The 14,887-nt window shown below is 64.9% G+C and carries 15 protein-coding genes; 8 read left to right on the forward strand and 7 right to left on the reverse strand.

Annotated elements, in window-relative coordinates:
* Nucleotides 1–23 precede the first annotated feature (23 nt).
* Nucleotides 24–1,478, forward strand: a complete 1,455-nt coding sequence (gene hpaB / locus ABEA18_RS13435; protein WP_345449896.1) for a 4-hydroxyphenylacetate 3-monooxygenase, oxygenase component — start codon at nt 24–26, stop codon at nt 1,476–1,478.
* Nucleotides 1,479–1,639: 161 nt separating this feature from the next.
* Here the strand turns inward: hpaB and ABEA18_RS13440 are convergent, their stop codons facing one another.
* Complete coding sequence (locus tag ABEA18_RS13440) at nt 1,640–2,293, reverse strand: phosphoribosyltransferase (RefSeq protein WP_345449985.1); 654 nt, start codon at nt 2,291–2,293, stop codon at nt 1,640–1,642.
* An 82-nt stretch (nt 2,294–2,375) separates the two neighbouring features.
* On the opposite strand from ABEA18_RS13440, the gene ABEA18_RS13445 reads away from it, so the two are divergent.
* Complete coding sequence (locus tag ABEA18_RS13445; RefSeq protein ID WP_345449897.1) at nt 2,376–2,789, forward strand: MarR family transcriptional regulator; 414 nt, start codon at nt 2,376–2,378, stop codon at nt 2,787–2,789.
* Nucleotides 2,790–2,809: 20 nt separating this feature from the next.
* Here the strand turns inward: ABEA18_RS13445 and ABEA18_RS13450 are convergent, their stop codons facing one another.
* From ABEA18_RS13450 to ABEA18_RS13470, 5 genes are all read right to left on the reverse strand, one after another.
* On the reverse strand, nt 2,810–3,640 hold the full coding sequence (locus ABEA18_RS13450) for an alpha/beta fold hydrolase (protein ID WP_345449898.1): 831 nt from the start codon (nt 3,638–3,640) through the stop codon (nt 2,810–2,812).
* Nucleotides 3,641–3,644: 4 nt separating this feature from the next.
* On the reverse strand, nt 3,645–3,974 hold the full coding sequence (locus ABEA18_RS13455; RefSeq protein WP_234747729.1) for a biotin/lipoyl-containing protein: 330 nt from the start codon (nt 3,972–3,974) through the stop codon (nt 3,645–3,647).
* Nucleotides 3,967–5,001, reverse strand: a complete 1,035-nt coding sequence (locus ABEA18_RS13460; RefSeq protein ID WP_345449899.1) for an alpha-ketoacid dehydrogenase subunit beta — start codon at nt 4,999–5,001, stop codon at nt 3,967–3,969. The genes ABEA18_RS13455 and ABEA18_RS13460 overlap by 8 nt, the downstream gene beginning before the upstream one ends.
* Nucleotides 4,994–6,031: a thiamine pyrophosphate-dependent dehydrogenase E1 component subunit alpha gene (locus tag ABEA18_RS13465; protein ID WP_345449986.1), complete on the reverse strand. Its 1,038-nt coding sequence runs from the start codon at nt 6,029–6,031 to the stop codon at nt 4,994–4,996. Before ABEA18_RS13465 ends, ABEA18_RS13460 begins: the two co-directional genes overlap by 8 nt.
* A 305-nt stretch (nt 6,032–6,336) precedes the next feature.
* Nucleotides 6,337–7,719: an amino acid permease gene (locus tag ABEA18_RS13470; protein WP_345449900.1), complete on the reverse strand. Its 1,383-nt coding sequence runs from the start codon at nt 7,717–7,719 to the stop codon at nt 6,337–6,339.
* A gap of 176 nt (nt 7,720–7,895) precedes the next feature.
* Between ABEA18_RS13470 and ABEA18_RS13475 the strand changes: the two genes are divergently transcribed.
* From ABEA18_RS13475 to ABEA18_RS13500, 6 genes are all read left to right on the forward strand, one after another.
* Complete coding sequence (locus tag ABEA18_RS13475; RefSeq protein ID WP_345449901.1) at nt 7,896–8,375, forward strand: Lrp/AsnC family transcriptional regulator; 480 nt, start codon at nt 7,896–7,898, stop codon at nt 8,373–8,375.
* 101 nt (nt 8,376–8,476) lie between these two features.
* Complete coding sequence (locus tag ABEA18_RS13480; RefSeq protein WP_345449987.1) at nt 8,477–9,187, forward strand: NUDIX hydrolase; 711 nt, start codon at nt 8,477–8,479, stop codon at nt 9,185–9,187.
* Complete coding sequence (nadA, locus tag ABEA18_RS13485; protein WP_345449902.1) at nt 9,184–10,491, forward strand: quinolinate synthase NadA; 1,308 nt, start codon at nt 9,184–9,186, stop codon at nt 10,489–10,491. The genes ABEA18_RS13480 and nadA overlap by 4 nt, the downstream gene beginning before the upstream one ends.
* A 37-nt stretch (nt 10,492–10,528) precedes the next feature.
* Nucleotides 10,529–12,298 carry an L-aspartate oxidase gene (gene nadB, locus ABEA18_RS13490; protein WP_345449903.1) on the forward strand — a complete coding sequence of 590 codons (1,770 nt, stop codon included), beginning with the start codon at nt 10,529–10,531 and terminating at the stop codon, nt 12,296–12,298.
* Nucleotides 12,291–13,187 carry a carboxylating nicotinate-nucleotide diphosphorylase gene (nadC, locus tag ABEA18_RS13495; RefSeq protein ID WP_345449904.1) on the forward strand — a complete coding sequence of 299 codons (897 nt, stop codon included), beginning with the start codon at nt 12,291–12,293 and terminating at the stop codon, nt 13,185–13,187. Before nadB ends, nadC begins: the two co-directional genes overlap by 8 nt.
* A gap of 4 nt (nt 13,188–13,191) precedes the next feature.
* Nucleotides 13,192–14,349: a cysteine desulfurase family protein gene (locus tag ABEA18_RS13500; RefSeq protein ID WP_345449905.1), complete on the forward strand. Its 1,158-nt coding sequence runs from the start codon at nt 13,192–13,194 to the stop codon at nt 14,347–14,349.
* Between the two features lie 90 nt (nt 14,350–14,439).
* Here the strand turns inward: ABEA18_RS13500 and ABEA18_RS13505 are convergent, their stop codons facing one another.
* Nucleotides 14,440–14,850: a GtrA family protein gene (locus ABEA18_RS13505; RefSeq protein ID WP_345449906.1), complete on the reverse strand. Its 411-nt coding sequence runs from the start codon at nt 14,848–14,850 to the stop codon at nt 14,440–14,442.
* Nucleotides 14,851–14,887 lie beyond the last annotated feature (37 nt).

Consider the following 14,887-nt stretch of genomic DNA (forward strand, 5'->3'; position numbering starts at 1 on the left):
CTCAACCATCATTGGAGACAACCATGGGAATCCGGACCGGACAGCAGTACCTGGACAAGCTCAACTCGATGAACCCCCACGTCCTGATCGACGGCGAAATGGTCACCGAGAAGATCGCCGACCACCCGTCCTTCAGAAACGTGGCCCGCACGTACGCGAAGCTCTTCGACATGCAACATGACCCGAAGTACGCCGACGCGCTCACCTACGAATCCCCGACGACGGGCGACCGGGTAAGTGCCTCGTTCCTGGTGCCGCGCAGCAAAGAAGACCTCGAACACAGGCATGCGGCCATCCGCACCTGGGCAGAGTATTCCCTTGGATTCCTGGGCCGCACGGGTGACTACATGAACGGCGCCCTCACGGCGCTCGCGGCCGCGGAAAAATGGTTTGCCCAGGCCGATCCGGTGTTCGGCGAAAACATCCGCAAATACTACGAGCATTGCCGCGAGAACGATCTCCTGGCCACGCACACGCTGATCCCGCCGCAGGTCAACCGTTCGGTGTCAGGTTCCGAACAGCTCGGCGGGCAGCTCTCGGCGAGGGTCGTGGAAGAGCGCGAAGACGGAATCGTGGTCCACGGCGCGCGCATGCTCGCGACGATCGCGCCGATCGCGGACGAACTCCTCGTGTTCCCGTCGACGCTCCTGCGCTCGACGCCGGAAGATGCTCCGTACTCCTACGCGTTCGCCCTTCCGAACGATGCACCCGGCATGCGCTACCTGTGCCGGACCTCGCTGTACAACGGTGGAGGCACCCACGACGAACCGCTCGCCAGCCGCTTCGAGGAGATGGACGCCGTCGTCGTTTTCGACCATGTGTTCGTTCCCAACGAGCGCATCTTCATGCTCGGCCATCCTGAACTGTGCAATGCCTTCTACTCCGAGACCGGCGCCGGGGCCCTCATGACCCACCAGGTGGTCACGAGGACCATCGCGAAGAGCGAGTTCTTCCTTGGCCTTGCCTCGGAGATCGCGGCATCGATCGGGGTTGACGGTTTCCAACACATCCAGGAGGACCTGGCGGAGCTGATCGAAACCGTCGAAATCGGCAAGGCCCTCATGGTCGCCGCTGAAGCCCAGGCGGCTCCAAGCCCGGATGGCGTGTTCTTGCCGCATTGGCCCACCCTGAATGCGGCTCGCAACTGGTACCCCAAGGTTGCCCAGCGTTTCCCCGCCATCATCCGGAAGTTCTCGGCGTCCGGCCTCATGGCCCTGCCGGGCGAAGCGGACGTGGCCAGCGAGGCGTTGCCGGACATCGAGCTGTACCTGCAGGCGAAGACGCTGACCGGGCCGGAGCGCGTGCGCCTCTTCAAGCTCGCTTTTGATGCCAGCATTTCCGCGTTCGCCGGGCGCCAGGCCCTGTATGAGTACTTCTTCTTCGGTGACCCTGTCCGCATGGCAGCTGCCCTCGTGAACAGCTACGACCGCGAGCCTGCCCGCGCCCGGGTGCGGGAGTTCCTCGAACGGAAGGACTGAACGCGCCACGGCACGTACGACGGCGGGGGGAGCTATCGCCGTCGTCGTCGCTGTCCTGTCCCTCCCATTCGCAGTCAGACGCTAGCTCACATATGACGCGAAATTCTCCAACGCTAGCTCACATATGACGCGAAACCGGCAACGCTCCTGCGGCTCACAAACTACCCCGCCCGCCCCAAAAGCCGCACCGCGTCGTCGTCGGTCAGTTGTTCGAAGTGCTCGTAGAACGCGCCAACGGCGTGGAACTTTCCGGGCGTGTGCAGGCACATCATGAAATCGCACACGCGGCTGATGGACCCTTGGGCTTCGAGGGATGACACGGGGACGGCGGCCACCACAGTCCCCGCCCCGCCTGCGCGGACGGCCTCGACTGCGGCGCGCATCGTTGCGCCCGTGGCGAGTCCGTCGTCAACAAGGACCACGGTCTTACCCGAGAGGTCGAAGGTGATACCCGGGTAGGTCTTCACTCGCCGCAGGAGTTCGCCCCGCTCGCGTGCCTCCACCGCATCAAGGGAAGCCTGGGTGATTCCGTGCCGCAGCATGCGTTCGCCGAGGGGCCGGTTGAGTATGCGGACGATCCTGCCGTTGGACCAGGCCAGGGCGCCGAACGCTGTTTCTTCACGCCCCGGAATGCCGAGTTTACGTACCAGAATGGCGCCGTATGGCTGGTGGAGCTCGACGGCGGCAGCGGCCGCCACGGGGACCCCACCGCGGGCGAGTCCCAGCAAGATGGTGTCCGGCCGTTGCCGGAGCTGCGGAAGACCTGCTGCCACGCGGCGTCCGGCGTCCGCACGGTCCTTGAAGCGCATGCCCATTCGTCTCACTTCCACGTCATCCAGCGCTGAATCAAGCCTACCTTTGTTGCCGGGACCGCTCTGCGCTGCCACGATGGGCCATGTGAACAAGCCCATCGGTTACTGGACCAAACGCCTGGACGCCGCTTTGGAGGCGCACCTGGACAGCACCTTGGCGAGGTTGAAACTCAGCCGCAGGCAGTGGCAGACCCTCAACGTCCTGGCCGAGTCACCCATCAGCCCCGAGGATCTTGACGGAATACTCAACCCTTTTTGGGGCGGCGACACGCGACGTCGCGAAAACGAACTCGGCGCGCTCGTGGGCCGCGGCATGATCATCATGGTGGACGATCGCCTCAGCCTCAGCGAACTGGGCCGCGCAAAACACACGGAAGCCCAAAGGCTCGTTGAAGATTCCCGCCAGGACCTCTCCATGGGGATCGGCATCGACGAATACGCCATGGCCGTCAGTGTGCTGGAGCGCATGACGCTCAATGCGGAGCGGCTGGCCGGCTAAGGCGTCTGCTCCGCCGCCGTTTAGACGCCGAGGAACGCCACCGCAGCATCCTTGAAGACCCTGCTGGTCACAGCGTTGCTGTGGTTCCGGCCTGGGACGAGCAGTTGTTCAACCATCCCGCCGCCGTGGGCAGCGATCGAAGCGAGTTCCGGCATGGTGACGGCCCGTTCGTCCTTCTCGCCGGCCACGAGGAGCATCGGCATGTGGGGCACGGCTTCGGCAGGATCGAAGGGTTCGCCCTTGATGGCTTCGATGAGGGACAAGAGCGCAAAGAGATCGTTGCTCGGCAAGAGCTGTGCCATCTTCAGCAATCCTGCGGTGGACTCGTCTTCAATGGGAGTGCCGTCCGCGAGGTAGCGCTGGGCGGCCACGAGATCGAAGGACGCCAAGGGGTCTTCCTTGTTCGGGCCGCCCAACACCAGCCGGTGCACGAGTTCGGGCTGGGTTGCCCCGAATTCCCAGGCGAGCCGGGAACCCAAGGAATAGCCGATGACGTCGAGCCCGCTGGTGGGGTCGCCGGCGCGCACGGGGCGCGCACCGGCGTCGGCGACTATCTGGAGCAGGTCGGCGCGGATCCGGCTCGGCGAGTACGAGTCCAGGTCCTCGGGCGAACTGCTCTGGCCATGCCCTGGAAGGTCCACCGTGATGACACGCCGGCCGGCGGCTTTGAGGGTGGAAATCCAGCCGGTGTCGCCCCAATTGAGTTTGGTGGACGAGGAGAAACCGTGCAGCAGCAGGACAGGGCGCAACCCGGCGTCGGTGCCTTCGGCGGGCTCATGGACTTCCACGAACAGATGCGGGTCTGTGCCCTCCACCGTGTGGATGTGCTCTTCCGTGTGCCTGCCGCTCATGGTGTCAGTCCTCATCAAGTACAGCGCTCAGGCGGACCCGGCGCTTCGGTGCGTCATCCTTGGGAACGGTGCCCACGATGCCGGCAGTATTGTCCGGCACTTCGAACACCACCAGCGGCTCACCGACGTTGATGGTCTCGCCCGGCGCGCCGTGGATACGGATCACTTTACCCGCCTGCGGGCTTGGCAACTCGAGGGCGGATTTGCTCGTCTCCAGTTCCACGAGCGGCTGGTTCCGCTCCACTTGGTCGCCCGGAGAGACGAGCCAGTCCAGCACGGTCGCTTCGATGAGGCCTTCGCCAAGATCGGGCAGGGGGAAGCTGATTTCAGCCACGTCGATACTCCAGTACTCGTTGGATTCCCAGGAGGATGCGGTCAATGTTCGGAATGTATTCGTCCTCCAGGTCGCCGGAGGGATACGGCACGTCGAAACCCGTGACCCGTTCGACGGGCGCCTTGAGGGTGCCGAAGCAGCTTTGCGTGATGAGCTGGGCCACTTCGGCACCCAGCCCGGAGGTCAGCGGAGCTTCATGCACGACGACGGCGCGCCGCGTCTTTCCGACGGAAGTCGCCAGTGCTTCCGCGTCGATCGGCTTGAGCCAGCGCAGATCAAGGACCTCGACGTCGATTCCGTCCTCCGCGGCGAGCTCGGCAACCTGCAGGCACCGGGCTACCATGGCACCCCAGGCCACGAGGGTCAGGTGGCGTCCCGGCCGGACAATGCGGGCACCGGTGAGGGTACCGCCGTCGGCTGTGTCGACGTCGCCCTTTTGCCAGTACCGGGACTTCGGTTCCATGAAGATCACCGGGTCAGGCCGCGAAGCCGCGAACTTGAGCAGGTGGTAGGCATCGTGCGGGTCCGATGGTGAGACAACCTTGAGCCCCGGAACGTGCGCGAAGAGTGCCTCGAGGCTTTCGCCATGGTGTTCGGGGGCGCGGATGCCGCCGAAGCTGGGGACCCGGAGCGTGATCGGCATCGGCAAAGTGCCGCGGCTGCGGTAGTTCATCCGGGCGATCTGGCACACGATTTGGTTGATGGCGGGATACGCGAATCCATCGAACTGTACTTCCGGAATCGGGTGGAAGCCGGCCATGGCCAGCCCTACGGACATGCCCAGGATGCCAGATTCTGCGAGCGGCGTGTCAAAGACCCGGGATTCTCCGTGCTTGGCCTGCAGTCCGTCGGTGATACGGAAGACTCCGCCTAATTGGCCGCAGTCCTCGCCGAAGACCACCGTCTTTGGATCGGCGGAGAGGACCTCGTCCAACGCGCGGTTGAGTGCCTGCTGCATGGAAAGCTTGACGGACTGGGTCTCGGCCGCTGCCTCGGCTTCAAGGATGGCGGTAGTGCTCTCAGACATGTTCGGACTCCTCGCGCCAACGGGCGGCCTGGTTTTCAAGTGCGGGGGTGGTTTCCTGGAAGACGAAATCGAACATTTCGTTGCCGGGCCGGGGGCCGAGGGCTTCGATTCCGGTGCGGATCGCTTCTTCTTCCGCCCGGGCTGCGTGGTTGGCGGCGGTGAAGAATGCCTCGTCGGCTATGCCTTCGGCCAGCAAACGCTTGCGGAGGCGTTCCAGCGGGTCCTCGCCGGCGTCGATGCGCTCGTTGTCGAGGCTCCTGTAGCGGCCGGGATCGTCGGCGGTGGAATGCGGCCCGCGGCGGTAGGTCATGGCCTCGACCACAACCGGACCGTTCCCTGCGCGGCAGTGGGCGAAGGCGTTGCGGGTGGCCTCGTAGACGGCGACCACATCGTTGCCGTCCACCTGGATACCCGGGATTCCGTAGCCCGCGGCGCGTGCAGCTACCGAGCCGCCGGCCACTTGCCGTTCGGTGGGCACGGAAATCGCCCAGCCGTTGTTCTGGATGAAGAAGACAACAGGTGCATTCATCACGGCGGCGAAGTTCATGGCTTCGTGGACGTCGCCTTGGGAGGAAGCACCGTCGCCGAAGTAGCTGAGGGCCACTCCGTTTTCGCCGCTCAGGGTCTGGCCGTGGGCCCAGCCGACGGCATGAAGCACCGAGCCTGCCACCACGGCCTGGATGGGCGCGAGGCGGCTTGCCAGTGGATCGTACATTCCGCCGTGCCACGTTGCCTTGTGCGTGGACATGTACGCCACCATGTCCACACCCATGGTCCTTGCGACGCCCATTTCGCGGTACGTCGGGAAAGCGAAGTCGCGGGCAGTGTCGAGGGCGTAGGCGCTGCCGACCTGGGCGGCTTCCTGGCCGAGTTCCGGAGCGTAGCCGGGGATGATTCCCTGGCGCTGCCAGGCGACGGCCGAGGTATCGAGGTACCGAACGGCGGCCATCAGGGAATAGAGCTCCCTAAGCTGTCCGGGGGACAGGGGCGCGGCGTCGGCTGCGGCCACGACGGGAAGAAATGAGTCCATGGACGTGACCGTAGTCACTGTTTGAATCATAGGCAATCCGCCTATTCGGGGCTAGTCAAACTGCCATGAACTGCCAGTCTTCGCTAGGGGGCACATAGCAATTTGTGCACCTCTTGCCCACCCAAGTAGCTCCCCACCGCCACCCTCGCCTCGCAAGTCCCCACCGGCTCCCAGCCTTCGCAAGCTCAGGCCGGGGCCCTCGCCGGTGTGGCCCCACGGCCAGGGAACCCTGGCGGCGTGGGCCCAGCAGTTGTTGTCGTTATGAGGCGTCAAAACGACAACAACTGCGAGTTAGTTGGGTTTGCTTAGGCGTTTCGTGCGGACTTGACCTTGGCGCCGATCCTGCAGGCCACGGCGATGCACGCGATCAACAGGAACGTGCCGATCAGCTGGCCCGCGCTCTCGGCATTCGAGAAGCCCACCACGAAGATCAGGCCGAGCAGCACCAGGCCGAATACCGTGAGGAAGGGGAATCCCTTCATGCGAAGCGGCAGTTCGGTTCCTTCGCGGTCGGCGCGGCGGCGCAGGATGAACTGTGACACGAGCGCCGTTCCCCAGACCACGAGGCAAGTGGAGCCTACGAGGTTGAGCAAGGCCGGAAGCACGTGGTCGGGGAAGAGGAGTTCCAGGACAGTGGCGATGAAGCCGAAAGCAACGGAAACCCCGACGGCGGCCATGGGCACCTGGGCGCCGCGCAGCCGCGACAGGAAGGCCGGTGCTTCGCCGCGCTCCGACAGGGAGAAGACCATGCGCGAGGCGCCGTAGAGGTTGGCGTTGAGCGCGGAAAGCAGGGCCACGACGGCAACGAGAGTGATGGCCGTGCCGGCTCCCGGGATGCCGGCAAGGTTCAGGACACCGGCGAACGGCGACTTCAATCCTTCGGAGTCGGAGGGCAGCACTGCTGCAATGACGAAGACGGAACCGATGTAGAAAACCAGGATGCGCCACACCACGGTGCGGATGGCTTTGCCGACGCTGTGTGCAGGGTTCTGCGTCTCCGCAGCGGCCACGCTCACGATTTCGGTGCCGCCGAACGCAAAAATGACGACGAAGAGCGCCGCTGCAATTCCAGACCAGCCGGACGGCGCAAAGTTGCCGCTCAGGTTTCCGAAGCCGGGGGAAGCCACTCCGGGCAACCAGCCGAACAGCAAGGCCGCCCCGATGGCGAGGAAGGCGACAATGGCTGCAACCTTCAGGATGGCGAACCAGAATTCGAACTCACCGAAGTTCCGGACCCCGGCGAGGTTGATCGCGGTAAAGGCCACCATGAACACGAGGGCCAGCGCCCACACGGGGATGACCGGCCAGACGGAGAACAGCAGCCCTGCTGCGCCGAGTGCCTCCGCGGCGATGACCACTACCAGCTGCAGCCACCACAGCCAGCCGACCGTGGATCCGGCCGTCTTGCCCATGGCCTTTTCCGCGTAGACCGAGAAGGCGCCGCTGTTGGGGTTGGCGGCTGCCATCTCGCCGAGCGCCCACATCACCACGATGATCAGGGTGCCCGCCACAAGGTAGGAGATGAGTACTGCGGGGCCGGCCGCGTGGATTCCGGCACCCGATCCCAGGAAGAGTCCCGCTCCGATCGCGCTGCCCAGGCCCATCATGGTGAGCTGGCGCGGCTTCATCGAATGGCCGAGGCCTTGCGAAGGAATGGCGGGTCGAACAGCGGTGGACTTCGTTGTCATTCGTGTTTGCCTTCTTGTGGATGGTTTGTCAGCTGGTCCTTGTAGGACTTATCGAATTTACCGCTTCCGAGGGAGAGTGGCGAAAAACACTCGTGAGAGGATGGTTACAAGCTGGTGTGACATCTCGGCATGGAGTGCCGATTTGTACAGCTCCTGGGCGGAAGTAGGAAAAACTGATGGTTGTGGACGAGTTGGATGCCAAGATTGTCCGATTTTTCACCGACTCCCCGCGGGCCTCAGTCCTGGAGGCATCCAGGGTCTTGAAGGTCGCCCGCGCCACGGTCCAGTCGCGGCTGGACCGGATGGCCGAGCGCGGGGTTGTGGCTCCCTGGGTTCCGCAGCCCGATCCTGCCGGCTTCGGCTATCCTGTGGTCGCCTTCTGCTCCCTGACCATCAACCAGGACCTGGGTCACGACGCCGTCGTCGAAGCCCTGGCTGCCATTCCCGAGCTCATTGAGGTCCACACCGTTTCCGGCAGTTCGGATCTCATGGTGCGGGTGGTGGGCAAATCGAACTCTGACCTGCAGCGCGTGCTGGACAAGCTCATCGGCACCAAGACCGTGCTTCGTTCGTCCTCGGTGATCGTGCTGAATACGCATTTCCAAGGCCGCACTTTGCCCCTCCTGGAAGCTGCGGCCAAGGAGAACGCGGGCTGAAACATTTGGACACTGTGCGCTGACAGTCGTACCATTAGTTCTAGTCATTTTGACTATAACTAACTTTCTCGTCCCTACGGCAAAGAAGCGGGGTGAATACCGTGTACGCCACCTCCGCCAATGTCGCAGAGCGCAGGCTCGCGCCGCCGTCGTTGGCCATATCGACGGTGATCTTCGCCCTCCGCCCGAGCGAAACCTCCGGCCGCCCAACCTTGTGGCTGCCGCTCGTGCGCCGCATCCGCGAACCGTTCAAGGACATGTGGGCACTGCCCGGCGGCCCGCTGCAGCACGACGAATCCCTTCAGGATGCCGCGTCACGGAACCTCCGCGAGACCACGGGGCTGGCTCCCCAATACCTCGAGCAGCTCTACGCCTTCGGCGGCTTGCACCGCTCGCCTGCCCAACGGGTCGTCTCGATTGTCTACTGGGCGTTGGTGCAGCCCACGGAAGCCGCCTTGGCCGATGAATCCGAGAACGTCCGTTGGTTCCGGGCAGACCGGCTCGCGGAATTGGCCTTCGACCACAACGCGATTGTGGACTATGCCTTGTGGCGGCTGCGCAACAAGATGGCCTACGGTTCCATCGCGTATCACTTGCTGGGTGAATTCTTCACCCTCGCACAGGTCCGGGAAGTCTACGAGGCTGTCCTGGACCGTCAGCTGGATCCGGCGAACTTCCGCCGGCAAATCAAGGGAACACCGGAAATCGAGGAAACCGGTGAATACCTCCAGGGCGGAAAACACCGCCCTCCCCGCCTCTACCGCTTCACCGGCACGCCCGGACTCGGGCCAGACAACAGGAGTACACCATGAGCAGCGTCAACACAGCTATCCAGCTGATCACGCGGGAAGAAGCCGAAAGCGGCCGTTCCGCGGCCGGCTCGACGTGCAGTCCCGCTCTGGCCAAGGGCCCGTGGGAGTACGACGTCGCTGAAGCCCTCGCCGGCATCCCGGCTTACGGTCCCGGCGCGTCCAGTGCCGACGACGCTCCTAAGGCGACGCCCCGCCAAGGCCAGTTGCCCGAAGAGTACAAGTTGGCCAGCGACGCCGAGCTCGACGCCCGGATCCGCGCCGCCAAGGAGACGCTGGGGGACCGGGCCGTCATCCTGGGCCACTTCTACCAGCGCGACGAGGTTGTCCAGTACGCGGATTTCGTGGGTGACTCCTTCCAGCTCGCCAACGCCGCCTTGACCAAGCCCGACGCCGAGGCCATCATCTTCTGCGGCGTGCACTTCATGGCAGAGACTGCCGACATCCTGTCCAGCGAGGACCAGGCCGTGATCCTGCCGAACCTCGCCGCCGGCTGCTCCATGGCGGACATGGCGGACGAGGACTCGGTGGAGGAATGCTGGGAGCAGCTCGAAGAGCTCTTCGGGACCGCCCCCGATTCCGAAGGCCGTGCCCCGGTCATCCCGGTGACCTACATGAATTCCTCGGCGGCACTGAAGGCCTTCTGCGGACGCAACGGCGGCATCGTCTGCACGTCCTCCAACGCCAAGATGGTCCTCGAATGGGCATTCGAACGTGGCCAGCGGGTCCTCTTTTTCCCTGACCAGCACCTGGGCCGCAACACGGCCAAGGCCCTCGGTGTGCCGCTGGAGCAGATGCCCATGTGGAACCCGCGCAAGGAACTCGGCGGAAACGACGAACAGACCCTGCTGGATTCCCGCGTCATCCTCTGGCACGGCTTCTGCTCCGTCCACAAACGCTTCAACGTGGGCCAGATCGAGAAGGCGCGCGCCGAATTCCCTGGCGTGAACGTCATCGTGCACCCCGAGTGCCCCATGGAAGTTGTTGACGCGGCGGACGGCGCGGGTTCCACCGACTTCATCAAGAAGGCCATCGCCGCCGCAACCGAGCCCACCACTTTCGCGATCGGCACCGAGATCAACATGGTGAACCGCTTGGCCGCCGAGAACCCTCAGCACACCATCTTCTGCCTCGACCCGGTGATCTGCCCTTGCTCCACGATGTACCGCATCCACCCCGGCTACCTCGCCTGGGTACTCGAGGAACTGGTGGAAGGCCTCGTGGTTAACCGCATCACGGTGGACGACTCGGTCAAGGACAACGCCAAAATCGCCCTCGAACGCATGCTCGCAGCACGGCCGCTCTAGGCCACACCCTTTACCAACCAGTCGAATCGAGCCTCACATGACTGCAGAACGCATTCCCGGTGCTCCGGCGCGGCGGCGGCTCGTCGTCGTCGGAAGCGGCATCGCCGGCCTCTACTCCGCGCTTCTGGCCGCCGATGCCGGTGCGGACGTCGTCCTGCTCAGCAAAGGCGCGCTGGCGGACAGCAACACCTTCTTCGCCCAGGGCGGGATTTCGGCAGTGCTGGACGAGCCCGCCCCCGGGGATACCGTCGCCGCGCACATCGCGGACACCCTCAAGGCCGGCGCGGGCCACTGCAATGTGGAGGCCGTGCGGGTGCTGTGCACCGAAGCGCGCCTCGACATCATGGGGCTCGAGCGTTTTGGTGTCCGTTTCGATGCAGACGACGACGGCGATCCCGCCTTGGGGCTCGAAGCCGCCCACTCCGCGCCAAGGATCCTGCACGCCGGCGGAGACGCCACCGGTGCCGGGGTAGCGAACGCACTTATCCTGGCAGTCCTTGACGCACAGGACGCCGGGAAGATCCAGGTGCTGGGACATGCCCAGGCGACGTCCCTGCTCCAGTCCGAGGGGCGTGTGACGGGCGTTGAATTCCTGCGCAACGGCCGCCTTGAGAACGTAATCGGCGATGCCGTGCTGCTGGCCACCGGTGGGGCGGGGCAACTGTTTGCCCAGACCACCAATCCCTTGGTGGCAATGGCCGACGGAATCGCGCTCGCATGGCGGGCAGGCGCCGAGCTCGCAGACCTGGAGTTCTTCCAATTCCACCCCACGAGCATGGTCTTCGCCGCTGCCGGAAAACCAGCTCCCCTCGGCGCCGATCCGCTCCTCATTTCCGAAGCGGTCCGCGGCGAAGGCGCCATCCTGGTGGACGCGAACGGCGAACGGTTCATGCCTCGCTACCACCCCGACGCCGAACTGGCCCCGCGCGACGTCGTCTCCCGCAGCATCGCCCTCCACCTGGCTTCGCTTGGTGATCCGAACGGCCACGTCTTCCTTGACGCCCGGGTCGTGGAAGCGAACAAGGGTGAGGGCTTCCTTGAGAAGCGCTTTCCCACGCTTAGCGCCCGGACCCGCGAAGCCGGCATCGACTGGACCATCGAACCCGTTCCGGTTGCCCCTGCCGCCCACTACTGGATGGGGGGCATAGTCACCGATCTGTTCGGCCGCACTTCTGTTCCTGGGCTGCTCGCGGCCGGCGAAGTTGCCTGTACCGGAGTCCAGGGCGCGAACCGCTTGGCAAGCAACTCCTTGCTCGAAGGGCTCGTGTTCGGACGGCGGGCCGTTGAGGGGTTCCTCGGGTGGGCGCCGTCGAACGGTGGGGTGACCGACTCGCTGGTTCCCTCGGCGCCTGCGCTCCGGTCTCTCGCCGGCGAACGCCTCGCAAGCTCGGCGGCCGGCGTGGACCTCCACGCAACAACGGCGCTTTCGGGAACCACCGAGCCGGCAGGGGCGCTCACCGCGTGGCAGCCTGAGCTCGTCCCGGAGCCTTTCTCACGGACCGCCCTTCGCCGGTTGATGACCGCCAAGGCAGGGGTGCTTCGGACCGGGGGGTTGCTGCGGGAGGCTGCTGAGTCGCTCGACGCTTGGGCCGACGTCGTGCTTCCTGAGAATGTGCCGGACTCAGTGGATTCCTTGGTTCATGAAGATGCCAATTTGCTCCTTGCCGCGCAGTTGTTGGTGCAGGCCGCGGGGGCGCGGCGGGGGTCGCTCGGGGCGCATTATCGGAGTGACGCCGTCGAAACCCATCGCGAAGAAATTGTTCAGAGATACACGATCCGCCGGAAAGCGAGCCTCGTCAATGACTAGCCTGACCCTCCCCGCAGCACCCGTCCGGGACATTTTGGAGCGGGCTTTCGCGGAGGACGCGCCGAGCGGCGACATCACCTCGCAGTTGCTCATTCCCGCGGAAGCCCGGGCCACCGCCGTGCTCAATGCCCGGGTTCCGGGGGTCTTCAGCGGCGGCACGGTGTTCCGCGACGCCATGCTGCTCGTCGACCCGGACACCGAAGTGGAGCTGCTGCTCGCGGACGGTGAAGCGTTCGACGCCGGAACACACCTCGCGCGGGTCAACGGCCGGGCCCGCTCGGTGCTGCTCGCCGAACGCGTCGGGCTCAACCTTGCCCAGCGCATGAGCGCCATTGCCACCAAGACCGCCGAGTTCGTCAAGCTGGTCGACGGCACCAAAGCCCGTATTACAGACACGAGGAAGACAACCCCCGGGCTGCGGGTATTGGAACGCTACGCCGTACGCTGCGGCGGAGGAGCCAACCACCGCTACAGTCTGTCCGATGCCGTTCTGGCCAAGGACAACCACCTGGCCGTGATGACCGGCGGAGACTCCGCCAAGCTCACCGCACTGCTCAAGGCCGCCAAGGCCCAGCTGGGCCACACCACGCACTTCGAAGTGGAAGTGGACAATGCCGAGCAGATCGAACCCGTGCTGGCGGCCGGTGTCGACACGATCATGTTGGACAACTTTTCCCTTGAGGAGCTCCGTGCCGGCGTGAAGCAGGTGGCTGGCCGCGCCGTCGTCGAGGCGAGCGGCAACGTCAACGTCAACACTGTGGCGGACATCGCCGCCGCGGGAGTCGATGTCATTTCCATCGGCGGACTCACGCACAGCGTCAACGCGCTGGACCTCGGCCTGGACGTGACCCTCGACGTGACACCTTACCCATCCCTGGGTCTCGGCTGAGGCCATGATCTTCCTCGACGCCGCGGCGACCACACCCGTCCGCAGGGAAGTCCTCGAATCGATGTGGCCGTACTTGACGGGGGAGTTCGGCAATCCCTCAAGCCATCACAGCCTCGGCGAAGCTGCTGCGAACGCGTTGTCGGGTGCCCGGGCGGCGGTAGCGAAAGCCTTGGGTTGCCGGCCAGGCGAGATCACCTTCACCTCGGGCGGCACCGAGGCGGACAACCTGGCAGTGAAAGGAATCGCCCTCGCGAGACGTGCGGCGGACCCTGCCCTGAACCGCGTTGTCATCAGCGCCATCGAGCACCCCGCCGTCGAAGAATCCGCGCTCTACCTGCAACGCGTCCATGGGTTCGAGGTGGACGTGGTCCCCGTGGACCGGCACGGCGTGGTGACGGCCGAGGCGCTCCGGGCTGTGCTGGGTCCGGAGACGGCCCTCGTCAGCATCATGTATGCGAACAACGAGATCGGGACGGTGCAGCCCGTGCTCCAACTCGCGGAGGTGGCAGCGGAACATGGCGTGCCGTTCCATACGGACGCCGTCCAGGCCGCGGGCTGGCTACCCATAAGCGTCAAGGAACTCGGAGTAGACGCTCTGAGTATCTCGGGCCACAAGCTTGGCGCGCCGAAGGGCAGCGGCGTGCTCTACGCAAAAGGAAGGCTGCGCCTTGAACCGCTCGTCCATGGCGGTGGCCAGGAGCGGGGCAGGCGCTCCGGGACCGAAAACGTTGCGGGTGCCGTTGCGCTAGCCACGGCACTGACTCTTGCCCATGCAGGGCAGTTGGAACTGGCTGGGCGTGTTTCGGAATTGCGGGATGCCTTCATCCGCGCTGTCCTTGAGGCCGTGCCCGGTGCTGTGCTGACCGGCCACCCCTCGCAGCGCTTGCCATCCGTCGCGTCCTTCTGCTTCCCGGGGACGAGCGGTGAGTCGGTCTTGCTTGAGCTCGAGCGGCTTGGTGTGGTGTGCTCGAGCGGATCGGCCTGCGCTGCGGGATCCGACGCTCCCTCGCCGGTCCTGCTGGCCTTGGGAATCGAGGCCGAAGTGGCCCACACAGCTGTGCGTTTCAGCTTCGACTCCACGGTGACGTCAGCGGAACTGGAGCAAGCCGCGGAAGCAGTGGCCGCCGCCGTCGGGAGCGTACAGGGGCTCGGTCGCCGCTGACCGTCCCCAACCCAACTAGCTCGCATTTGTTGTCATTTTGAGCCCTCAAAACGACATCTACTGCTGGACAGTTGGGAAGCCGGCAGGGAATCAAACGTGGCGGGCCCGGCGGAAAATCCAGTGCCGCAGCATCGTGAACCGCACCGCCGTCGCGACGAATCCGGACAGCGTGGTGGTCCAGAGGTCCTCCTCGAGGGTGGCTTCGGGCCGGAACGCGTGCAGCACGCCCAGGCTCCCGCCGGTGATGACCAGTGCCACGGCGATCACGATCAGCCCGTTGAGGTGGTCCCGGGCTCTCTTCCGGTTGCCGCTGATCTTGAAGGTCAGCCGCCGGTTCAGGGCCGTGTTCATGAGCGAGGTGATGATCAGCGCTGCGGCGTTGGCAGGTTGGGGTCCAATCCACGGCCGGAACAGAGCGTACAGCGCCAGCGAAGTGACGGTGCAGATGATCCCGACGCCGGTGAAACGGATGAGTTGCCTGACCACCGGATAGCGCAGCACGCCTTTGCGGCGCCTGCTTGTATTTGGCCTGGAAGGG

It is taken from the genome of Arthrobacter gyeryongensis (assembly GCF_039543785.1).
Lineage (GTDB): Bacteria > Actinomycetota > Actinomycetes > Actinomycetales > Micrococcaceae > Arthrobacter > Arthrobacter gyeryongensis.